The organism is Mucilaginibacter sediminis (assembly GCF_051903035.1).
Lineage (GTDB): Bacteria > Bacteroidota > Bacteroidia > Sphingobacteriales > Sphingobacteriaceae > Mucilaginibacter.
Map to the genome: position 1 here is coordinate 753,366 of NZ_CP170602.1, position 19,131 is coordinate 772,496.

Consider the following 19,131-nt stretch of genomic DNA (forward strand, 5'->3'; position numbering starts at 1 on the left):
TTAAAATGTGCAACGCATTGTTAAATGTTTTTTGCCAAATGTAGCCCCAACAGCCGCATGAATGGCAATCATTTTCTCGTTAAAATCCCCAACCCACGACAATTCCAGTTCATCGTATTGCTTTAAAGGTAAAACATACTCTTTAAGTTTGATGAATATGGCCGATTCGAGCCCGTGTTTCTGGTATTTTTGTTTGGTGCCCATCACTATCGCCCGCATACGCGATACGCCTTTCCAACGGTAATATAAAAATTTAAGCTTACCAATCAGGTCCAGTTTGCCGTTTAGTGGCTTAAGCATCTGGTTGGCATCGGGCAAAATTATAATAAATGAAGCCGGTTCATCATCAATGTACGCAAACCAGATCAATTTTTCGTCCATTAGGGGCTTCATTTTTTTAAAGCTTTCGGCAATGGTGGCCTGGGTAATTGGAACAAAGTTTTCAAAATCCCGCCAGGCATCGTTATAAATCTCGATAAAATCGGCAGCAAACTTTTCCATCTTTTTTATCTCGAAATGCCTGAAATCGTAACCGGGCTTTTTAATAACCCAATTGGCAATTTTTGTAAAGCGCTCAGAAAAAGGCTTGTTTACATCCAGGTGATTGGTAATTTGCTCATACAGTGTTTTAAAACCGTAATCTTCAAAAAATGCCCGGTAGTACGGAAAATTATAGTTCATGCCATAGGAGGGGTGGGTGAAGCCCTCTACCAGCAATCCCCAAAAATTATCATTCTCGCCAAAATTAATGGGCCCGTCCATGGCTTGCATGCCATTATCCTGCAACCATTTTTTTGCGGTGTCAAATAGCAGGAAAGCTGCCTTTTTATCGTTGACGCATTCAAAAAAGCCCATGCCACCCGTTGGCTGCTCATAATGATAGGCCTTTTTATTATTAATAAAGGCAGCAACACGGCCTATCACCTTGCCGTTATCATCTTTAAGAATCCAGCGGGTACACTTGCCATCCTGGTGAAAATTGTTTTTAGCCGGATCAAATACCGCTTCAATATCATTATCCAGCGGGCAAACCCAGTTTTTGTCATTCTTGTATAATGTACGTGCAACGTTTAAAAATGCTTTTTTTGATGCTTTATCTTTTACTTCGGTAATAATCATAGGAAGGCCAAATATAAAAAAAAGCATTCAGGGCATGTGCTGAATGCTTTACAAATGGAACTATGTATGGTTAACGATTAAAAATCGTCGTCATCGTCGTCATCAAATGAATCATAACCTCTGCCCAGATCGTCATCTAAAGGGCCGTCAAAATCATCATCATCGTCCTCAACTTTTTTCTTTTTTGAGTCGAGACTCAGATCGTCGTCGTCATCAAGGTCGTCATCAGAATTGTCGATCTTCTTAGTGGTTGGTTTTTTTGGCGCTCCCATTGTAATGGATTTTATTTGTAAAACTTTGTCAATAATACTTTAAATCGGGCAAAAAGCAGGAATTTTTTTAGAAGCTTTTATTTCCCATTTCAATAGTAAAAATAATCAAAATCATTTTTATTAAAAACATGAAATAAAAATTATTCTGTTTGTTCGCCAATGGCTACCGATGTGCTTGTAAAATCCTTAATCTGAGGTAATTCCTGTATGCTGTTAATTCCAAAATAATCCATAAAAAGGCCGCTGGTGCCATATAATATAGGTTTTCCCAACGCTTCCGACTTCCCGGTTATAGCTATTAGCTCTTTTTCGAGCAATTTTTGGATCGAGTAATCGCAGTTTACACCGCGTATTTGCTCTACATCGGTTTTGGTTACCGGCTGTTTATACGCAATAATGGCAAGGGTTTCCAAAGCAGCCTGGCTCAATCTTTTTTTAGATCGTTGCAATTGTAACAGGTTGATAACCGGGTGGTATTTTTTTTTGGTAAAAAACTGGTAGCCGTTGCCCACTTTTACTAACTCGATGGCCAGGTTATCGTCGCTATATTTTAGTTCGATGGCTTTTAGGCTCTCGTTCACTTCATCAGCCGTAAAATCGCGTTCAAAAGCAGCCTGAAGGCAATACATGATCTCTTCCAACCGTATACCTTGTTCAGATGCGAAGATGAGTGCCTCTATATGATGGGTCATTTTTTTAGTTTGCAGTCCGCGGTTTTCAGTTTGCAGTAAAAAGCAATACACCTGGCTGCCAACTGCTAACTGAAAACTGCCAACTTAATAATCTATAACTTGTTCCTCAATTTCAACCGGTATATCGCGCCAGTCGTATTTTTGGGTGCGTAGCTGTGGCTCAAAACCAGCTTCTTTGATTGAATCCTGGATGCCTTTTGCGGTAAACCTGTGCGGTGCGCCTGCGGCAGATACTACGTTTTCTTCAATCATGATCGAGCCAAAATCATTAGCACCTGCGTGTAAGCATAATTGGGCCACCTGTTTACCAACGGTAAGCCATGAGGCCTGTATGTTTTTAATATTAGGCAGCATAATACGGCTTAACGCTATCATACGGATGTATTCATCGCCGGTTACATTATTGGTGATGCCACGAACTTTACGTAGCAGCGTGCCATCGTCCTGGAAAGGCCAGGGTATAAAGGCAACAAACCCATAATGACCTTCAGGTTTTTCGGATTGTACCTCGCGGATCCAAACCAGGTGCTCAAAGCGTTCTTCGATGGTTTCAATGTGGCCAAACATCATAGTTGCGGATGTAGGCAAGTTAAGCTGATGGGCTGCACGCATTACATCCAGCCACTCCTTGCCACCGCATTTACCTTTTGATATCAGGCGGCGTACACGATCGTTCAATATCTCGGCGCCTGCGCCGGGCAGTGAATCCAGTCCCGACTCTTTCATCGCCCTGAGTACATCTATATGACTCATATTCTCCAGCTTGGCTACGTGCGCTATCTCCGGCGGGCCTAAAGAGTGTAGTTTTAACTTGGGGTATAATTGTTTCAGTTCGCTGAACAGATCGGTATAAAATTTAAGCCCTAAGTCGGGGTGGTGGCCGCCCTGTAGCAGTAACTGATCGCCGCCGTAACGGAAAGTTTCTTCTATTTTCTTTTTGTAGGTTTCAATATCGGTAATGTAGCTATCCTCGTGGCCGGGCCTGCGAAAAAAGTTACAAAACTTGCAATTGGCTATACATACATTGGTAGTATTAACATTACGATCAATTTGCCAGGTAACCTTTCCATGCGGAACCTGCTTTTTACGCAGTTCGTTGGCAGTGTACATTAAATCGGCAGTAGGCGCATTATTATATAGATAAACCCCTTCTTCCTGGGTCAAAAAATCAAACCGCAAAGCGCGTTGCAACAGATCGGCTGTGTTCATATAGCAAAGATAAGCTTTACCTTATTAATTGTTTAACGTTGAGATAAGATTGACAAATTAATGAGAAGCTCACCAGCCCCCTGAAGGGGGAGCAATAATAAACGAGGTTAATTGCAAATCAGAAACTCCCCCTTTAGGGGGTTGGGGGGCTCACCTTTACACTATTATTTCCCCTGTTCAAATCAGGTAGTGCATTATCCGGGTCGATGGTAACGCTTTCAACGTCTTTGTCGTCGGGGAGTATTACCGTTACTACTTTGCGCTGCATCCAGGTTTCAACAGGGAGGTAGTGGCGCTTTTTGCTGCCGTCTTGATATTTTAACTCCACAGTAAATGGCATTGGCAGCTGCTCTTTACTCACAACAGTTATTTTTACGCCCTTGGTTGCGTTACTACCTATGTTTTGGGCTGCTGTAATGGCTATGTCGCTCACCCAGTTGTTATAAAACCAGCCCTTCCAAAACCAGGATAGATCTTCGCCGGCGCCGCTTTCCATCGAGCGGAAAAAGTCGTCGGGTTGCGGGTGTTTAAATGCCCATTTGCTGATGTAGTTGCGGAAGGCATAATCAAACCTATCCTTACCCAGTATCTGTTCGCGCAGCAAAACCAGGCCAAATGCAGGCTTAAAATACACCAGCGGATGGCGATATTTTTCGGGCGTTGCATCTGCAGCCGTCATGATAGATGGCGAAGCGGGGTCGTTCAAAATCGGGATGATCTCATCGGCGGGGTTACCACCACCGGGCGCATATTCACCATCGCGCTTAGGGGCGTATTCGCCTTTGTTAAATTCTTCCGATGCGTAAATGTCTATAAAGGTGTTAAAGCCTTCATCCATCCAGCCAAAACGGCGCTCGTCCGATCCTACGATCATCGGGAACCAGTTGTGGCCTATCTCGTGCGCGGTTACCCAATATAACTCGTTGCCTTTATCGGTAATGCCGTCAAACACAATACCCGGATACTCCATACCGCCTGCAATACCGGCCTCGTTAATGGCAACAGGGTAGGGGTACACAAACCATTTTTCTGAAAAATATTCTATCGATTTTTTGAGGTACTCAGTCGCGCGGTCCCAGGCATTGGGGCCAACACTCTCGACGGGGTAAACCGACATGGCCAATGATTTTTTGCCACCGGGCAAATTAACCCTTGCCGCATCCCAAACATAGGCTTTTGATGCACCAAATGCTACATCGCGGGTGTTTATCATCTTGTAATGCCAGGTAAGCGTGCCTTTGTTAACAGGGCGGCTTGCCGGGTCGGTAACCTCGGCAAGGGTGCGTATCATTACCGTTTTATCGCTTGTGCGCGCGGCATCAAGGCGGGCTATTTGTTTGGCGGTTAAAACTTCTTTTGGGTTTAATAACTCGCCCGAACCGGCTACAATCATATCCCATGGTACAGTAACCTGGTAATCAAAATCGCCATAATCTAAATAAAACTCGCCCGCACCCAAAAATGGCAGGGTATCCCAGCCCCGGCTATCATCATACACGCACATACGCGGAAACCATTGGGCTATTTCGTAAATCGTTCCGTTTTTGGTGTTTACATAATCGGTGCGGTTACCAAAGTCACCCGGAATGGTGTAGTGATATTTGATGCGCAGTTTTAAAGCACCCTTGCCCAAAGCATGCGGTAAACGCACTTGCATACGCGTGTCTGTTATGATAAAAGGCACAGGCTTAACTACATCGCCATAATCTAAAGCGACTGATTCTATGGTATAACCTGTAGTATGCTGGTTTGGTGCCGGCACCCGGCCGGTAAAAAAGTTAGAGCGGGCTTCTTTTTTATAGGTGTTTTGATCCAGCTGAAGCCACAGGTATTGCAGCGCGTCGGGGCTATTGTTTACATAATTAATGGTTACTGTGCCGCTAATGGTTTTGGCAGCGGTATCCAGCGCTACGTTAATGGTATAGTCGGCGCGGTTTTGCCAATATTTGGCGCCGGGTTCGCCATTGGCCGAGTGAAACTCGTTGCCCTTATCGGTATAAAACTGCGGCGAAAATAATGCCGCCGGGTTGTAGTTGGATGTGGTATCGCCGGGGTTAATTTTTGTTTTTTGTGCCTGGGAATTGACAGCAAAAAGGACGAATAGGCCGAAGCCTAAAAATTTAATTTTCATGAGGATCAGTTAAAGGCAGCAATATACAAAGGATGGGCGGGAATTTTATTTGGCGATGAAAAAGATAAAGGAAATTTCAAAAAAATTAAAACGCGTTTATGGAATGGCGATAAAAATTGCATCCTGTTAAAAAACGCACCCGATATGTCGAACATCCAAAATGTCAATATACCTAAACCTTGTCACCAATCGTGGCAGCAAATGATGCCTGCCGAAAGCGGCAGGCATTGCGCCCAGTGCTGTAAAACTGTTACCGATTTTACAACCATGACCAATAGCCAGGTTATTGCTTACCTAAGCAATACAAGCAATGTTTGCGGCAGGTTTAACGAGCAACAGTTAACTAACCTCAATCATCAGTTTAGTGCCGATACCCCGGCAACGGCAACCAGCGGTTGGAAAAGGCTGGCTGTAATAATGGGTATTGCAAGTTTTACCTTATCATTTAAAGCCGTGGCGCAAAATAAACCGGCTATAACGGTGCAAGTTCCCAGGCCAACCGGCGATGCGGGCAGTATTATGTTGGGTAAGGTAGTAGCAACAACCGATGCCGCTAAAACCCGGGTAATCACCGGGCGCATATATGACGACCAAAACTTATCTATACCGGGTGTTAGTGTCAAAACACCATCGGGCTTAACACGCGCTACAACCGATACAGCCGGCAAATTCAGGCTTACCATACCGGCAGATACAAAGCAAGTACAGGTTGCCTTTATAGGATACAAAACGATGCTGGTTGACATTTGTGCAGATGAAAATTACCAGGTAAAACTTACGACAGAACAATATGCCATGCTGGGCGAGGTAGTGGTAACCAAAACGCCCCTTATTAAACGTATTTATTATAAATGTATAAAAAGGCCGATACGGAAGATATTTAATTGATGGGAAATACCATTGGCGCAAGATCTGTTTGATGAGTAAATTGTTAACTTAGTTGTAACCTAACAATCGAAATAATCCATGACGGCAATAAAAAGTATCAGCATTCATGAGCCCTGCCACGAGCAATGGGTGCAAATGAAACCCGTTATCGACGGACGCTATTGCCTGCACTGCTGTAAAACCGTAACCGATTTTACAAAAATGAATAATGCTGATATTATTAGCTACCTGGATAAAAAACCTAATGTTTGCGGCAGGTTTGATAAGCAACAGTTATCACTTTTGAATAACGATATTGGCAATAATAATTATACCATACGATGGAAAAAGTTGCTGGTTGCGGCATCGCTCATGAGTTTAATTCCATTTGCCAGGGCCGAGGCTGGTGTACAACATGAAACAGAGCGACATGAGAACAAAAAACAGGGTCGACAAAATAGCTTGCCGGCTGATACCGTGGGGGAGGTTCTTTTAAAAGGGAAGGTTATAGTAAAAGATGGCGGCCTGCCGCTTCCGGGCACTTCGGTTTATTTGAACGATAAAACCCTCACCACGTCAACCGATATGGATGGCAATTTTAAGTTAATAGTGCCATCATCGGCAGACAGCCTGGTTTTTTCATTTATCGGTTTTAAACCCCAAAAGTTTAAAATTAAAGATGTGCCCGGTAATTTATATAACGTTACAATGGAAGAAGATTCGACAATTGCTAATTCAGCTAATATTGTAGCCGGCGGAGTTTGTGTTCGATATTCATTCGCCCGGCGGGTATGGAATAAAATAAAAAGAATATTTTAGAGCCTTACTAAATCACGTTGCACTTCCCCTTAAATATCCCCATAGGCAAATCATCCATTCCCGTACATTTTGTGTGCGAAACCCTGGCTTACTTTTTAGGCTACCGCTACTATGCCTGGCTGCGCCGGAATACCCACGACCAGATTAGTACCGAAAACCGGCTTATTATTTTTATCGGCGCGGCATTGGGAGCTTTTATAGGTTCGCATGTGGTTGGCGTTTTGGAGAACCCAGCGCTGCTGTCAAAGTTCAACCTCATTTACTTTATGGGCAATAAAACCATTGTGGGCGGAATGCTTGGCGGATTGACAGGCGTAGAGCTTACCAAGAAGAAAATAGGAGTAACCGTATCATCCGGCGATTTGATGGTTTACCCGCTGATACTGGCCATGATTATCGGCCGTACAGGTTGTTTCCTGGCGGGGTTGGAAGATGGTACTTACGGCATTGCCTCAAACCTGCCCTGGGCTATCAATTTTGGCGATGGTATCCGCAGGCATCCCACAAACCTTTACGAGATTGTGTTTTGGATTTTGCTTTGGCTCATTTTAAAGCTGATTGAACGGCGACATCAATTTACCGATGGTTCAAAGTTTAAGGTTTTTATGGCAAGTTACCTGGTATTCAGATTTCTGGACGAGTTTATTAAGCCCGATTACTTTTTTAGTTTTGGGCTTTCGGTAATTCAGTTAGTTTGTTTGGCGGGTATTTTGTATTATTATAAAGTATTTATACACCCATCTAAACTGATAAAAACCGATGCCTGAACGCCCTTATATTTATTATGATTTTACCCTGAGCATTTGCTCCACTTGTTTGCGCCGGGTTGATGCCAAAATTGTGTTTGAGGACGATAAGGTGTACATGCTTAAAAACTGCCGCCAGCATGGTTTCGAAAAAGTACTGATAGCCACCGACATCGAGTATTATAAAAACTGCCGCGACTATGCCAAACGTAGCGAAATGCCGCTCAAATTCAACGCCAAAACGCATTACGGCTGCCCTTATGATTGCGGCCTGTGCCAGGATCATGAACAACACTCCTGCCTTACCGTGGTTGAAGTTACCGACAGGTGCAATTTAAGCTGCCCAACCTGCTATGCCATGTCGTCGCCAAGCTATGGCCGTCATCGTACCTTGCAGGAAATTGAGCAGATGTTGGATGTAATTGTAGAGAACGAGGGCAAACCCGATGTGGTACAGATAAGCGGCGGAGAGCCAACAGTGCATCCCCAGTTTTTTGAGATATTGGACATAGCCAAAACAAAGCCCATTAAACACCTGATGCTGAACACCAACGGCATCCGCATAGCCAAGGACGAGAACTTTGTAAAGCGGCTGGCCACTTACACGCCCGATTTTGAGATATACCTGCAATTTGATTCCTTTAAAAAAGAAGCTTTGGAGCAATTGCGGGGCGAGGATTTGCGCGAGGTGCGCACCAAGGCTATAGAGCACCTGAATAAATATAACCTCTCGACCACGCTGGTAGTAACACTGCAAAAAGGTTTGAATACCGACGAGATAGGCCAAATTATCGAATACGCCCTGAAACAACCCTGCATCCGCGGGGTAACCTTCCAGCCAACACAGCAGGCTGGGCGGTTGGAGAATTTTAATGAGCAAACAGATCGGTACACGCTAACCGAGGTGCGTACCGCTATACTGGAGCAAACCAATATCTTCAATAAAAATGACCTGATCCCGGTACCCTGCAACCCCGACGCGCTGGTAATGGCCTACGCCTTAAAACTGGGCGACCAGGTATTCCCGCTCACCCGGATGATAAACCCGGACGATTTGTTGGATAACTCCAAAAATACCATTGTATATGAACAGGACGAACAGCTGAAAGGCCATTTGCTGAATATGTTCAGCACCGGCAACTCGGTTGATAAAGCTAAAGAGCATCTGCATTCGATATTATGCTGCCTGCCCGAAATTGACGCACCAAGCCTGAGTTACGATAACCTGTTCAGGGTAATTATTATGCAATTCATCGATGCCCATAATTTTGATGTACGCGCCATCAAAAAATCATGCGTGCACATTGTAAACAAGGATATGCAGATTATCCCCTTTGAAACCATGAATATTTTTTACCGGGATGATAAACGGGAATATTTAGAACAGTTACGAAATGAAATGACGGTATGATAGAAGATAACGACCTTAACGACACCACTCAACCAGGTGGTTTTAATACTAATGAAACACCTGAGCCCAATAAACAAAGTGAGGGGATGAAAATAGTTGGATACAATATTTTAGCACTTGCTGTTTACTCCATACCATGCCTTACTGTATCTGGCGGAGCTTTAATTGAAGCTTTCCTGCTATTTATCCATGTGGTTGTATGCATTTGTGCCGCCCTTGGTAAGCGAAGCTGGTTTTGGCTGCTGGCCGGTTTATTAGTCTTAATTATTGGGTTTTCTACCTGTGTTACGGTTGGCTTTAAAGGACTTTAGTGTAATAAATAATTATAAACTATTAATGGAAGAGCTAAACGAAAAGCAAAAGCCACAACAGCGGCCAAAAATAATCATCATCGGCATTAACCTTGCGGTGTTGGCGGCTTATACTATATACTTCGGCGTCAACAAAGAAGAGCTTATTATTATTGGCGAAGCGTTCTTTATAGCCGTCCAAATTATAATATGCTTAATAGCGGCCATTTTTGTTTATCGTAAAGAATTTTTATTAAGTGCATTAGTGGTTTTGCTGATTGGTTTTTCAACCTGTTTGGCCGTTTTTTCAAGCTAACTTACCTATATCTTATGCCAGATAGTGGAACATTTGTTCCAGGGATATATATTGATTGATTAGTTGATTTTGCATTTTAAAATATTTTGGAAAATGCCACAGATGTAACAATAACGGCTTAAACATTTGTCATTGATTCTTAGACTAACACCGGTGGTGTACCACCCCGTACCAGGGTGTTTCAGGGTGTACCAGGGTGTTTCAGGGTGTTTCAGGGTGTCTCGTCCTGACCGGTACACACACTTTGTTGGTTATGCATAGTACCCAATTATTCCTCCAACATCCCGGCCAAAACCCCTTCCTTAAGCGAATTACTGCACATACTTACCTTACCAATACCAAGTTTAGTCATAATAAAACGGGTAATGAGCGATGCGGCAACTATCATATCAACCCTAACCGGGATAATGCCTTTATTGGCGGCCCGCTCTTTATGGCTGGATGCTACAAATTTACCAATGAGCATTAATAATTCATCCTCGTCGAAACTGTAATTTTTGTTGGTTTTTAAGTCGAAATTATGCCCTTTTTCAACTTCTATCACTTCGGCAAAAGTTTCAAAAGCGCCGGAAGAGCCGATGAGGGTGTCGATTTTGCTGCTTTTTACGGCTGCGAACAAATCGACCAGTTTTTCGTCAAGATATTGATTTAAGGCTTCTATGGATGCCGGTGGGATAGGATCTGTTCGATGAAACAAATCCATCAGCCGGGCTGCGCCAATTTCAAAGCTTTGTTTCCATATGATACCATCGGCATTTCCTAAAATAAATTCAACACTGCCGCCGCCGATGTCCATAATGAGCGAATTTTGTGCCGATAAGCATCCGCTGATCTTTACGCCCTGGTAAATAAAACCCGCTTCCTGTTCGCCATCGATAATTTCGATGACTATGCCTGTTTGGGCTTTAACCTCGCTGATAAAATCCTTTCCGTTTGATGCACTGCGCAGGGCAGATGTTGCTATCGCGCGAGCTTCGGTAGCGTTATTGGCCTTTATTTCCTGCTCAAACATTTGCATGGTATCAATGCCGCGCTGGTAAGCCTCGGGTGCAATATAGCCTTTGTTAATGCCGCCCTCGCCAAGCTTTACGGCTTCATGGTAATGTACAATCTCCTGGTAGTTATCAATATCGCCATCGGCAATCAATAAATGGAAGGTATTGGTACCCAAATCCATCACGGCAACGCGTTTACTCATGTTGCTAAAATAGATATTTTAGTTCATTGGTTCACTTGTTCATTAGTTCATTAGTCTTTTCTGGTGGTTAGTCGTTAACCTAATCGCCGAAAGACTTACGAGGTTTTTAAAACTTCGCAAGTCTTGTGCAGTCGACCGTTTTTTGCCCGCTATGCCGCGTTCCAATGAACCAATTATTCCTTATAAAAAAACCATTTACCCAGCTCTTTAAAGTTTACTTTTTTACCATACATCAAAATACCAACACGGTATATCCGTGATGCTACCCAAGTAGTGAAAATAAAGCCGGCTATCATCATTACCATCGAAATGCCAAGCTGCCAGGGTGGAACGCCAAACGGAACCCGTACCATCATGGCCACGGGTGCGGTCAGCGGGATCATGGAAAGCCAAACCGCCAGTGGGCTATCTGGTTTTTGAAACAGGTATGAAACAGATAGGATATAGGTAAATAACAATGGCAGTGTTATCGGGAACATAAATTGCTGGGTTTCTGTCTCGCTGTCAACCGCCGAACCTACTGCTGCAAATAAGGCACTATACAATAAAAAACCGCTAATCCAAAAGAAAGCAAAGCACCCAATCTCATAACCCGCATTGGCACCCAGATTATGGATAAAAGTATAAACAGGGCTTGCCACAGCGGCATTTTTGCCAGCAAGATAGCTTACCAGCGCAGATAAACCAATCCATAGTATAAACTGCGTTAATCCAACTAAGCCAACTCCTATGATTTTACCCATCATGAGTTGAAATGGTTTTACCGAGGATACGATGACCTCAATGATGCGGCTTGTTTTCTCTTCAATAACACCCCGCATTACCTGTGCGCCATAAATAAACAGCGACATGTATATCAAAATTGCGCCCGCGAAGCTAAGCGCGTAGGTAGCACCGATGCTGGTACTCTGGTCGCCGGTTTCGGTTATTTCATTGGCGCTTACTGTCACATTGCTTTTTGTGGCATGTAGTTTTGCAGTATCAATACCAGCTTTAACCAAAGCCGCGCCGGAATTGATATCATTTAACTGGCGCTCAATATTATCGCTCATGGATAAGGTCGATTTCTTTTTGGCAAACATCTGCGTTTTATCCGGCGAATGTGTTGGGATATATAAAACCAGGTCGTTTTCCTGTTCTTTAACTTCGACTTTCAGGTCTTTTAAAGCGTGTTTTGAATAGTCGAATTTGATGTATTGGCTATCTTTTAATTTGTCTTTATATACATCGGCGCTATCAACAATGTGTACAATGTGTGTTGCTTTTACGTCGTTTTTATCGTCGGCTACATAGGCAATAACCTTGTACATTAACGCAAACAGGGCGGGCACAAGCAGTGTCATCACAATAAACGATCTTTTCCGTACACGGGTAAGATATTCGCGTTGTATAATAAGTAATACTTTATTCATGGCTTAGGGAGTTTGCGTTAACTTTTTCAATGAAAATTTCGTGCATGCTGGGGATTACCTCCTGTAGCATGTTGATGTGGGTTTTGGGGATCAGGTATTGCAACACATCATTGGAGTTTTTGCCTTCGGTAAGCTTTATTTTGATGGTGTTGCGCTCATCGTCGGTAAGGGTATCGCCAATCACTTCAAATGGCTGCAGGCCGTCTAAGCTTAAAGGCACACCGGTATATTCCACAAAGTAAGTATCGTTACGGTAGGAGTTGCGGATAGCTTTAACCTTCCCGTCTAATATTTTATGCGATTTATTGATGAGCGCTATAGAATGGCACAATTCCTCTACAGATTCCATGCGGTGGGTAGAGAACAGGATGGTAGCACCTTTTTTGTTCAGCTCCAGGATCTCGTCTTTAATGATCTCGGCATTTACAGGGTCGAAACCGCTGAAGGGTTCATCTAAAATAATCAGGTCGGGCTCATGTAACACGGTTGCCACAAACTGGGCTTTTTGCTGCATGCCTTTGGATAGTTCTTCAATCTTTTTTTTCCACCAGGTTTCCATGCCCAGCTTATCAAACCAAAATTTTAAACGTTTTTGGGCTTCATCGCGGCTAAGCCCTTTCAGGCGGGCCAGGTAAATCATTTGCTCGCCTATTTCCATCTTTTTGTAAAGGCCGCGCTCCTCGGGCAGGTAGCCAATACGGTCTATATGCGATTGATTGAGCTTTTCGCCATTAAAGAAAACTTCGCCTGAATCCGGCGCGGTTATCTGGTTAATGATGCGGATAAGGGAAGTTTTGCCTGCGCCATTTGGTCCCAGCAGACCGAAAACCTGGCCGCTTTCTACCTCCAGGCTTACATCGTCTAACGCCCGGTGACCGGCGTATTGTTTAACAATATTGCGGATGCTTAACATGTTTTGTTTTAGGTTTTATATGTTAATAGTACGGTTTAGATACGGGGAAATTTATAATGTTACATGGCACACGAATTGTCACGAATTTAAATAGATACGAATTTCACGAATTAGGCGAATTGACACGAATGCCGGCGAACAAATCCCAAAGTCATATTTATTCGAATTCGTTATAATTCGCCTAATTCGTAAAATTCGTGTTTAATTCAAATTCGTGCTTATTTTAAACCGGAGCACCTCAATGGCCTCTTTCTGCCGCGATATAATTACATACATATAGCCATTGTAGATGATAGTATGCGGATATCCGTATTGGCCGCCTTTCCATAACCCTTCTTTTTTAAGGTGGTAAAGTTGGTTTGCGATGATGTAGTTTTTATCGAACGATTGGCCATCTTTTGATAATGATAACACCAACGGGTTCCGGTCGTAATGATGTAGTGTATCGGGAATGCCTACGTAATAAAAACGCTTATCGGGCAAGCGGCCGAAGTGAAATTTGCTGTCGTTGTCAGAAAAAGGAACCTCTGCCGGGCGCGACCATGAACTGCCGTTATCCTTACTTTCGGTAAGCCATAATTTACCCTTCCAGCCTTTGCCGGTAACGCGCAACAACATGTGCAGCACGTTATTATCCGTCTGGAAAAACGAACCTTCGCAAAGCGGGGGCAAGCCAAGCCTGGCTGCGGGAGCATAAAAGGCAGCGGAGTTATCCTGGGTGTATAACGAATCGGGGTAAAAGCTGCTGAGTTTCCAGCCGGAGATGCCGCGGGGATCATCAGTGTATGGAAACAAAAAGTTACCGCTGATGATGAGTCGACCGCTTTTGGTGGGCTCGGGGCCGTGGTTAGGGATTAGCGGCACATGCATGTCGATCGGGTTACTCCAGTGCATACCATCTTTACTGGTTTTGGCCCAAAGGTGGGTGTTTTGCCGATGTTTAGTATACTCGCCATAATAGGCCACCAGAGTACCTTTGTACTGGTATAAGCCAGCGGCGGTTAATACGGTAAGTGTATCATTAATCTTGCCCGGCGATGCCAGGGCTACCGGCGCCGACCAATTCACAAAATCCTTCGACGTGGCATAAACCACCCGCTGGCCCGGCGAATCCTCGTCGATAAGGCCGTTGCTCCATATCGCTATGAATTTATCTTTAAAATGAATAATGGATGGGTGATGATTATACAGCCATTCCTTATCGGGCGAGTAGATCATCGACCGCTGGATGTTTAATTTAGGTACGCCGGCTTCGGTTTTGTAGGTGTTGTGGATGGTTTGGGCCTGGGTGTTGCCTGGCATGAAACTTATCAACCAAATAATTAAGGCGGCAAAATATTTAACAGGCACAGTGTTAAAACTTGATTTTGATGGAATATTCATTTATTGTGTTCGAAATTCGGAGATTGAGCGGTTAAGTTCATCCTGGTTTTTTAAATATTTGGTTATCCCTATCAATGCATAACACAACGAAGCAGGTACAAACAATAGACTGAACTCACTAATTTGCACGAAGATTTGAGCTACAAGAACTATCAGAATGCCGGATGTTATATAAAAAAGAAAGTAACTTAAATAAGCAAGCCCAAATAAAGCAAAGGGTAGCCTAAGTTCATCATTACGCAATTTAAAAAAAGCAATAATCAGAGCAATGTTCATAATCATCTTCAAAATTGATAGGAAAAACAACAACATGGCCCCGTTGGTATGAGGGGGAGTAACGTCAGACAAAAAGGTTAATATAAAGTTGAATACGATGAAAACTATAGACGTGTTGATGTATGCTTTTTTTTCATGAAATTGTTTTAACACATAAACCAGGTATATAAGTTGCGCATCAAAAAGTAACTCCCTAATCATCGTGAAATAAAACGGTGGCAGCTGTTGGTTTAACTCAAATAGAAGAGCCCCGATGACTGTAATAAAGTAAATGGCATTAATGGCAATGATATACTTGGTTATTTTAACGCTTACTTTCATATCATTTGCTCATTTAGTCCCTTGTCGATAGCCAGGTACTTTGCTACCTTAAACAGGATATAGAATGTTATGCCCGGAATAAATACCTCGGTAAGGCTAACATATTTGAACATCATCGACGAATAGATGATGCTTGCCACCAATTGTAGCAAAGTGATAAAAAGAAACGCAAGGCCATAAGTAAACATGGGGTATGCCAGCCACTTGTTTTGTATCCTGGCAGATTGGATAATAAAAATAATTACAACAATAATGGATAATAAAAAAAGAAGATAATACAAGGATATATTTTTTGCGGTGATTTTAACAACCACAAAATACAACGAAATAAAAACGTCAACACCGATAAAGATTTTGCACGTTGTGATGATGGAGGTATCTTCCTTTAAGTATTTTAAAACTAAAACCAGGTAGGTTAACGGGATTATGTATACTATTTCATTAGAAACAAGGTGTATTTTGCCTACCCGTATATTGTTAAACCTTAATGCAATAGATGAAATAACCGAAATGGTGTAAAGCAGGTTTACAGCCATCATATAGTAAGTGTTTTTTACTGTTACCATCATTTTTCTGCATCTAATTGAGTAGATGTGTACGTTTCACTCAAGCTGGCATGTATCAGCTTGTAGTGTTGCTCCTTTTGTTCGTTAAGCAATTGGTAAAAAATAAAAATGATGCTTAATAGCACCACTGCCTCCAAAAACGGCGGAATGTAACCGAGGTAGGCGAACTTGAAGGAAAATGCATCGGCTAAGTAGCCCCAGATAAAAGGCAGCCCCATTTGTGCGATAACTTTAAGTGCGAGTGTTATACCCAATAGCTTAAAGCCAGTGCCGGTGTTTTCGTCAATTACTCTGAAAGATTGAATAAGCATATTAAGTAGTATTACTAAAGCTAAAATACCTATTGCTATAGCAATACCCTGGTTACCGAAGCCTGTAAAAGAAAACGGGATAGTAACCGCACTAAAACAAACAAAAACTGCAAAGGAAACGACTATCGAACGCTTTTCCTGCTTTGATCTTAAAATGCATAGCAAGTAAAAAAATACCAGGCAATGCACTACAGAAAATAAGATTGAAAGCGTACCATCGAAATAGAAATTGATAGACCACCTCATGATCTTCACCCCGTTAACGATCGGCAGCCACGCTAAATAGGCAAGCGTTATGGCTATATAAAAAATGCTTTTGCCAACTGTTGGTTTCATCATTGTAAGGTTGCCTTAAATTAGCAAATAAACTTTATTAATAAACTTGTTACTGCATTTTATGGCTATAGCTATTTATAACCTGCATCAGCTTATCATGCCGTATAGCATAAACCGTATTCCCGTTAATGCCTTTCATATCTTTTGCGGCTATCATCGCATTTACAATAGCTTCTTCAACGCTTTCAACGGTAGCCTGGAAAACTTTATCCATTTGTTCTTTGGGTAATACGGTCCAGGTTTGCAGGGTGCCTTTAGCGTTATCTTTGGGTGGTACTGTGCTAAATGCCAGGAAAATATCGCCCGAGCTATTGCGCCCCACGCCGCCGCAGCGGGCAACACCTAACGATGCGCGTTTGGCTACAAGTTTTAACTGGGCCGGTAATAAAGGGGCATCGGTGCCTATAATGATAATGATGGAGCCATCCTTGGGTTTGGAGTTGATAACAGGCAAATCGCCTTTCCACTCTTTACCAACGGGTACGCCGGATATGATCAAGTCTGTCCGCCTGCCAAAATTGCCCTGTACAAAGGCCCCAACGGTATAGGTAGCCGTATCGATACTAATCACCCTCGACGATGTTCCGCTACCGCCCTTAAACTGGAATAACGACATACCCGTGCCGCCGCCAACGTTTCCTTCTTCTACTTTGCCTCCATGGGCAGTACTCAGCGCCTCGAACACATCTTCTTTTTTTACGTGAAATCCGTTAATGTCATTTAATACACCATCGAAAGTTTCGGCAGCTACCGGCAGGCCAAAGGAGAAATCAACCAGCGAGCCTTTGCTGAAGTTTTTAACATTCCACTCGCCAATAGCATCTCTTACCACGCCAACGCTATTGGTATTGGTAATGCCAATGGGGCCGTAGTTAAGGCCATATTCGTCAATTACGGTAGTGCCGGTCATTTCGCCATCGCCATTCAGGCTAAACCATCCGGCAGGCAGCGGGTCGATAGATTTGCCGTTTGGCATAATAACCGTAACGCCAGTGCGTACCGGGCCTTTGCCGGTAGCCAAGGGCCCGTCGCCGCTTATTAATGTCTTGTAGCCCACCAAAACGCCTTTAACATCGGTAATGGCGTTGTACTGGCCGATGGTGCCATTGAATTTGATGCCAAGGTCGCGCGCACGCTGCTGGGCGGTAGCGGTGGTAATGGCTGTAATTATGAGCAGGGCGGTAAAAAAAGAGATTTTCATGTTGATGATACTTCGGCAGGAACCAAAATTCTAATATACCCATCAAAAAACGATAGCGGAAATCATCTGTAACAAAAAAGCCCGAAGTCATAAAACTCCGGGCTCTCAAAATCTTTCGGACTTTCCGTCTTTACTGACTTTCCGACTATCAATTACTCAAAATATTCCTTCATCCGCTCAAAAAAGCTTTTCTCGTTTTTGCCCGGATTGGGTTTAAAATTGGGGCTTGCTTGTAGTTTTTCCAGTATTTCGCGCTCTTCGCGGCTTACAATTTTTGGTGTCCAGATGTTGATGTGCACCAGTTGGTCGCCACGATGGTATGAGTTTACTTCGGGTACGCCTTTGCCTTTCAGGCGCAATATTTTGCCACCCTGGGTTCCGGGGTCAATTTTTATTTTGGCTTTACCGTCAATGGTAGGTACTTCAACAGTGGTGCCCAATGTTGCATCAATAAAATTTACATGCAAATCGTATATCACGTTGTTACCATCGCGTTTTAAAGTTTCGTGCGGAATCTCCTCGATCAAAATGATCAGATCGCCTGGTACACCACCGCGTGGGGCCGCGTTACCTTTGCCGCTCATGCTTAACTGCATGCCTTCGCTCACGCCCGCAGGTACGTTGATGGTAATCAACTCTTCGCCACGCACTACGCCATCACCATGACAAACATTACATTTTGACAGTATGGTTGAGCCTTCGCCGTTACAGGTAGGGCAGGTGCTGGTTGTTTGCATCTGGCCCAAAATAGTATTGGTTACCCTGCGCACCGCGCCCGAGCCGCCACATGTTTTACAGGTTTGAAACGATGCTTTATCTTTTGCGCCGCTGCCATCGCAGGTTTTGCAGACTATTTGTTTATTAACCTTTATTTTCTTTTCGGCGCCGTTGGCAATTTCTTCAAGTGTTAAACGTACTTTAATACGCAGGTTGCTGCCACGGGCTACACGCCTGCCACCGGCACCGCCACCCTGGCGGCCACCGCCACCAAAGAAACCTTCAAACGGACTGCCGCCACCAAATATATCGCCAAACTGGCTGAATATGTCGTTCATATCCATGCCTCCGCCGCCATAACCGCCGCCATTTGGCGATGAAGCATTGGCCGCATGACCAAACTGGTCATACCGCTGGCGTTTCTCGGGGCTGCTTAAAACTTCATAAGCTTCAGCGGCTTCCTTAAATTTTTCTTCCGCCTCTTTGTCACCCTGGTTTTTATCCGGGTGATATTTAATAGCCATTTTACGATATGCCTTCTTTATCTCATCAGCATCTGATCCTTTTGAAACGCCCAGTATATCGTAATAATCTCTTTTAGCCATGTATTTAATTATTGAATTAT

The 19,131-nt window shown here is 43.4% G+C and carries 20 protein-coding genes; 6 read left to right on the forward strand and 14 right to left on the reverse strand.

The window, feature by feature from the left end; translation table 11 throughout:
* The 5 genes from ACFGVS_RS02805 to ACFGVS_RS02825 form a co-directional block, all read right to left on the reverse strand.
* Positions 1 to 1,119, reverse strand: coding sequence for a GNAT family N-acetyltransferase (locus ACFGVS_RS02805; protein ID WP_439697353.1), 1,119 nt, complete (start codon positions 1,117 to 1,119; stop codon positions 1 to 3).
* Between the two features lie 77 nt (positions 1,120 to 1,196).
* Entirely contained in the window at positions 1,197 to 1,391 is a 195-nt protein-coding gene (locus ACFGVS_RS02810) for a hypothetical protein (protein WP_090647388.1), read from the reverse strand.
* A 140-nt stretch (positions 1,392 to 1,531) separates the two neighbouring features.
* Positions 1,532 to 2,083 (reverse strand): SMC-Scp complex subunit ScpB, encoded by a 552-nt coding sequence (gene scpB, locus ACFGVS_RS02815; protein WP_274212970.1) that lies wholly within the window; start codon positions 2,081 to 2,083, stop codon positions 1,532 to 1,534.
* Between the two features lie 84 nt (positions 2,084 to 2,167).
* Positions 2,168 to 3,292 (reverse strand): cyclic dehypoxanthinyl futalosine synthase, encoded by a 1,125-nt coding sequence (gene mqnC / locus ACFGVS_RS02820; protein ID WP_090647397.1) that lies wholly within the window; start codon positions 3,290 to 3,292, stop codon positions 2,168 to 2,170.
* A gap of 133 nt (positions 3,293 to 3,425) precedes the next feature.
* On the reverse strand, positions 3,426 to 5,423 hold the full coding sequence (locus ACFGVS_RS02825; RefSeq protein ID WP_439697354.1) for a M1 family metallopeptidase: 1,998 nt from the start codon (positions 5,421 to 5,423) through the stop codon (positions 3,426 to 3,428).
* A 144-nt stretch (positions 5,424 to 5,567) separates the two neighbouring features.
* Between ACFGVS_RS02825 and ACFGVS_RS02830 the strand changes: the two genes are divergently transcribed.
* From ACFGVS_RS02830 to ACFGVS_RS02855, 6 genes are all read left to right on the forward strand, one after another.
* Positions 5,568 to 6,311 carry a carboxypeptidase-like regulatory domain-containing protein gene (locus ACFGVS_RS02830; RefSeq protein ID WP_439697355.1) on the forward strand — a complete coding sequence of 248 codons (744 nt, stop codon included), beginning with the start codon at positions 5,568 to 5,570 and terminating at the stop codon, positions 6,309 to 6,311.
* 78 nt (positions 6,312 to 6,389) lie between these two features.
* Complete coding sequence (locus ACFGVS_RS02835; protein WP_439697356.1) at positions 6,390 to 7,109, forward strand: carboxypeptidase-like regulatory domain-containing protein; 720 nt, start codon at positions 6,390 to 6,392, stop codon at positions 7,107 to 7,109.
* A 17-nt stretch (positions 7,110 to 7,126) separates the two neighbouring features.
* Positions 7,127 to 7,876, forward strand: a complete 750-nt coding sequence (locus tag ACFGVS_RS02840) for a prolipoprotein diacylglyceryl transferase (RefSeq protein WP_439697357.1) — start codon at positions 7,127 to 7,129, stop codon at positions 7,874 to 7,876.
* On the forward strand, positions 7,869 to 9,266 hold the full coding sequence (locus ACFGVS_RS02845) for a radical SAM protein (RefSeq protein WP_439697358.1): 1,398 nt from the start codon (positions 7,869 to 7,871) through the stop codon (positions 9,264 to 9,266). The genes ACFGVS_RS02840 and ACFGVS_RS02845 overlap by 8 nt, the downstream gene beginning before the upstream one ends.
* Positions 9,263 to 9,577 carry a hypothetical protein gene (locus ACFGVS_RS02850; RefSeq protein WP_439697359.1) on the forward strand — a complete coding sequence of 105 codons (315 nt, stop codon included), beginning with the start codon at positions 9,263 to 9,265 and terminating at the stop codon, positions 9,575 to 9,577. The genes ACFGVS_RS02845 and ACFGVS_RS02850 overlap by 4 nt, the downstream gene beginning before the upstream one ends.
* 25 nt (positions 9,578 to 9,602) lie before the next feature.
* Positions 9,603 to 9,872, forward strand: coding sequence for a hypothetical protein (locus ACFGVS_RS02855; protein WP_439697360.1), 270 nt, complete (start codon positions 9,603 to 9,605; stop codon positions 9,870 to 9,872).
* 268 nt (positions 9,873 to 10,140) lie between these two features.
* On the opposite strand, the gene ACFGVS_RS02860 is transcribed toward ACFGVS_RS02855, so the two are convergent.
* From ACFGVS_RS02860 to dnaJ, 9 genes are all read right to left on the reverse strand, one after another.
* On the reverse strand, positions 10,141 to 11,070 hold the full coding sequence (locus ACFGVS_RS02860; protein ID WP_439697361.1) for a Ppx/GppA phosphatase family protein: 930 nt from the start codon (positions 11,068 to 11,070) through the stop codon (positions 10,141 to 10,143).
* A gap of 173 nt (positions 11,071 to 11,243) precedes the next feature.
* The gene (locus tag ACFGVS_RS02865; protein WP_439697362.1) at positions 11,244 to 12,482 is read right to left on the reverse strand and encodes an ABC transporter permease; all 1,239 of its coding nucleotides are present in this window, start codon (positions 12,480 to 12,482) and stop codon (positions 11,244 to 11,246) included.
* A complete protein-coding gene (locus ACFGVS_RS02870) occupies positions 12,475 to 13,395 on the reverse strand; it encodes an ABC transporter ATP-binding protein (RefSeq protein WP_439697363.1) in 921 nt (306 codons plus the stop codon). The genes ACFGVS_RS02865 and ACFGVS_RS02870 overlap by 8 nt, the downstream gene beginning before the upstream one ends.
* A 201-nt stretch (positions 13,396 to 13,596) precedes the next feature.
* A complete protein-coding gene (locus ACFGVS_RS02875) occupies positions 13,597 to 14,697 on the reverse strand; it encodes an exo-alpha-sialidase (RefSeq protein ID WP_439697364.1) in 1,101 nt (366 codons plus the stop codon).
* 81 nt (positions 14,698 to 14,778) lie between these two features.
* A complete protein-coding gene (locus ACFGVS_RS02880; RefSeq protein ID WP_439697365.1) occupies positions 14,779 to 15,375 on the reverse strand; it encodes a hypothetical protein in 597 nt (198 codons plus the stop codon).
* Positions 15,372 to 15,944 (reverse strand): hypothetical protein, encoded by a 573-nt coding sequence (locus tag ACFGVS_RS02885; protein ID WP_439697366.1) that lies wholly within the window; start codon positions 15,942 to 15,944, stop codon positions 15,372 to 15,374. Before ACFGVS_RS02885 ends, ACFGVS_RS02880 begins: the two co-directional genes overlap by 4 nt.
* Positions 15,941 to 16,591 (reverse strand): hypothetical protein, encoded by a 651-nt coding sequence (locus ACFGVS_RS02890; RefSeq protein WP_439697367.1) that lies wholly within the window; start codon positions 16,589 to 16,591, stop codon positions 15,941 to 15,943. The genes ACFGVS_RS02885 and ACFGVS_RS02890 overlap by 4 nt, the downstream gene beginning before the upstream one ends.
* A 46-nt stretch (positions 16,592 to 16,637) precedes the next feature.
* On the reverse strand, positions 16,638 to 17,789 hold the full coding sequence (locus tag ACFGVS_RS02895; RefSeq protein ID WP_439697368.1) for a DmpA family aminopeptidase: 1,152 nt from the start codon (positions 17,787 to 17,789) through the stop codon (positions 16,638 to 16,640).
* Positions 17,790 to 17,941: 152 nt separating this feature from the next.
* Positions 17,942 to 19,111 (reverse strand): molecular chaperone DnaJ, encoded by a 1,170-nt coding sequence (dnaJ, locus tag ACFGVS_RS02900; protein WP_439697369.1) that lies wholly within the window; start codon positions 19,109 to 19,111, stop codon positions 17,942 to 17,944.
* Between the last annotated feature and the right edge of the window lie 20 nt (positions 19,112 to 19,131).